Raw genomic sequence first — 2698 nt, 5'->3', positions numbered from 1 at the left:
AAGAGCAGGGTTCCAAAGGTGGAGCTGTTAGCTCCGGCGCTGAGAATGCGGCCTTGTATCCAAAGCTGAAGGAACAACTGATACAAGAAAACCTGAGTAATATTGCGGCCCAGGATTCAAGATTAGCTGCGGCTGTGAATGGCAGTGGAACGAAAAATCCGAACTTCTCTATAGGCCAAGGCACATCTTCCGAAGCTAATCAGTTGGGTAAAACCTGGGTTGGAGATGGAGCGACAAAAACAAGTGATGGGCTTGGTTTGATTAGCGCAGACGGCACTCGTGTATATAGGCCGCCAACACCCAAAGATTCACCTTTTGCAACGACAGGCGTGCAGGCTAATTTTGAAACATACAATATCAACCCGGTAACAGGTCAGCGCGTAAAAGTAAGTAACGGTCATCTGAATGTGGCTGACTAGGAGGAATTATGCATGCTGTTATAAAAGGTATTTCTAATGATATTTTTGATGTCGAGACATACGCTCCTGAGAACGTAGACAACTTTTTTTTAAGTCTTCGTATTCGAGTTGGGCTTGACTGCACGCAAGGGGCAGATGATTTTGAGCTTTTCATCTGCACTCCAAGGTGGCTAGAAGAGACAATGTGGGAACCTCGTTGGGGGAGAGGTTTATTAATTGTTCGAGAGTATGATTTTTCGACTATTAATGGATTGATTCATGAATATGTGAGTCGCTGCGAGGGGGACAGCTGGGAAACTATCGTGATAAAACTAGGGAAGGTATTTGCCTGGGAATTTGATGATTACCAATCCTAACCAATAGGATTATTTATCTAACACCGGCCCTGCGCCGGTGTTGTTTTATCTGCTTACTGCAAAACCTCCCTTCCTTCGCTGGTAATCCCCCCATTTTTACTCTTCACCAGAAGTAGAGTTCAGGCCACTAAAGCCAACGTCTGTTTGGGGGCGATTCAGGCTATGGGGCAGTAATAACAACTGGTGGTGCAGGGGGGCTTGTATCATCAGGCTCAACTGCTGCTTCATTATTATCTGGATATTTGAAAGGTGACCTGCCAGCAGCCATTACTGCCTCCGCTTTAAGTGACGGATTTGGGCGATTTATAAAAAATAAGGGACTGTCTTCAGAGGCTGCCTCAAGAATTTCCAATGCTGTTAGTGCGGCTGGAGTTTGGGATAATTTAGTAAATAGTGCCAAGGATATTTATAGAGATGAATGATTTAAATTTATTACTGTATAGAAATCGGTTGCTGATTGGTTCTATTTTGTTAATAGGGCTAATGTTAAACTGCATTTTAAGGTTTTGGGGGCAGTGGTATCAATTTGCTAGCGTGTTACTTGTGCAGCTTTGGTTTGGTCAGGCATTTTTTTCATATGTAATAGGCGAGCGGGTTTCTATTGGTCCTAGTGGTTTTGAAAAAGAGGGTGACCCTACTGGTCGTGCTGTTTTAGCGGGCTTTTCATTTGTTGTTTATGTGTTGGCTTTTTTCGTACCATTTTGAAATTAAGACGCAAGTTTTATTTTTTGTATCTAGCTGTGAAGCGGAGGGGGTAAATCTACTTTCATGTGAGGCAGATGTTTTATATGTTGGTTTGAAAGGGTAAAATTATTTATTTTATTATTAACTAACCCTGCTAGCTCATTAAAAGCGGTTTGTATTTTAGGTGGGGTGTGTGGTTTATAAATTACCTATCTAATGAATTGATGCACGGTTGCAGACACCAAAACGCATAAAATAAAGCTGAATCTGTTTCGTCACTATTTCGAGATCAGAATTTACACAGTCCAATGCCGACGTCTCCCCGTCTTCAGTAGCAGCTGGCTTTAGAGTCCTAGTTCAATATAACGGCTTGCGAGGTCAGTTGCTCGGCATAGGCCGATGGGGTTAACCCATCGAGCCCTTTCTTCGGTCTTTCTTCGTTGTATTCCCTCCGCCAAGACTCAATCACCACCTTGGCGTGCGGCAGGCTGGTGAACCAGTGTTCGTTCAGGCATTCATCACGAAAGCGCCCGTTAAACGATTCGATGTAGGCATTCTGATTGGGTTTGCCGAGCTCAATCAGAAACAGCTGCACACCTCGCTGATGAGCCCATGTCAGCATGGTGCGACCACAGAACTCCTTGACATTGTCCGTGCGGATGGCTTTGGGCAGCCCGCGTGACCTGGCCAGACGATCCAAAATGCGTGTCAACGAAAGTCCACCAATCGCTCGTTCCGGCACGATGGCGACAGCCTCATGGGTGGCATCATCCACCACGGTCAGGCTCTTGATGACACGCCCTTCAGCCGTGCGATCAAAAACAAAGTCCATCGACCAGACCTGATTGGCTGCCCTTGGGCGCCCTAGCGGCTGTCGATCTGCAATCGGGCTCTTCTTGCGCTTACGCCTTTTCACCTGCAAGTGAGCCTCGGCATACAGGCGCTCCACCCGCTTGTGGTTGACCACCTCGCCAGCCTGGCGCAGCTTCAAATAGATCATCGGGCGCCATAGCGGCGATGCCGATGAGCCAAGGCCACAATACGTTCACGCAGGCTCTGGTTGCGATCCGCTCTTGGCTGGTAGCGCAGAGCGCTGGCGCTCATGCGAATCACCTGAAGCGCTCGACGCTCACTTAAGCCGTGTGCCGTCATGTGGCGCACCAGCTCTCGACGGGAGGGTGCGCTCACCACTTTTTTCGCAAGGCCTCGCGAGTGACCTCGATCTCCAGCATCGACTCA

Annotated in this window: 2 protein-coding genes and 2 pseudogenes; 3 read left to right on the top strand and 1 reads right to left on the bottom strand. The window is 47.6% G+C overall.

From position 1 onward, the window contains the following. The 3 genes and pseudogenes from NTD81_RS09940 to NTD81_RS09930 form a co-directional block, all read left to right on the top strand. Positions 1-419: pseudogene (locus NTD81_RS09940) on the top strand (hypothetical protein); the annotation flags it as partial. 8 nt (positions 420-427) lie between these two features. Next, the gene (locus tag NTD81_RS09935) at positions 428-775 is read left to right on the top strand and encodes an immunity 8 family protein (protein WP_262182091.1); all 348 of its coding nucleotides are present in this window, start codon (positions 428-430) and stop codon (positions 773-775) included. Between the two features lie 414 nt (positions 776-1189). Next, on the top strand, positions 1190-1480 hold the full coding sequence (locus NTD81_RS09930; protein ID WP_262182090.1) for a hypothetical protein: 291 nt from the start codon (positions 1190-1192) through the stop codon (positions 1478-1480). 331 nt (positions 1481-1811) lie between these two features. On the opposite strand, the pseudogene NTD81_RS09925 reads toward NTD81_RS09930, so the two are convergent. After that, positions 1812-2662 (bottom strand): annotated as a pseudogene (locus tag NTD81_RS09925) (IS3 family transposase); the annotation flags it as partial. Between the last annotated feature and the right edge of the window lie 36 nt (positions 2663-2698).

The organism is Pseudomonas sp. 5P_3.1_Bac2, assembly GCF_025465995.1.
Classification (GTDB): domain Bacteria; phylum Pseudomonadota; class Gammaproteobacteria; order Pseudomonadales; family Pseudomonadaceae; genus Aquipseudomonas.
The sequence above is the reverse complement of the archived record's forward strand: the minus strand, read 5'-3'. Positions and strand labels throughout refer to the sequence as shown.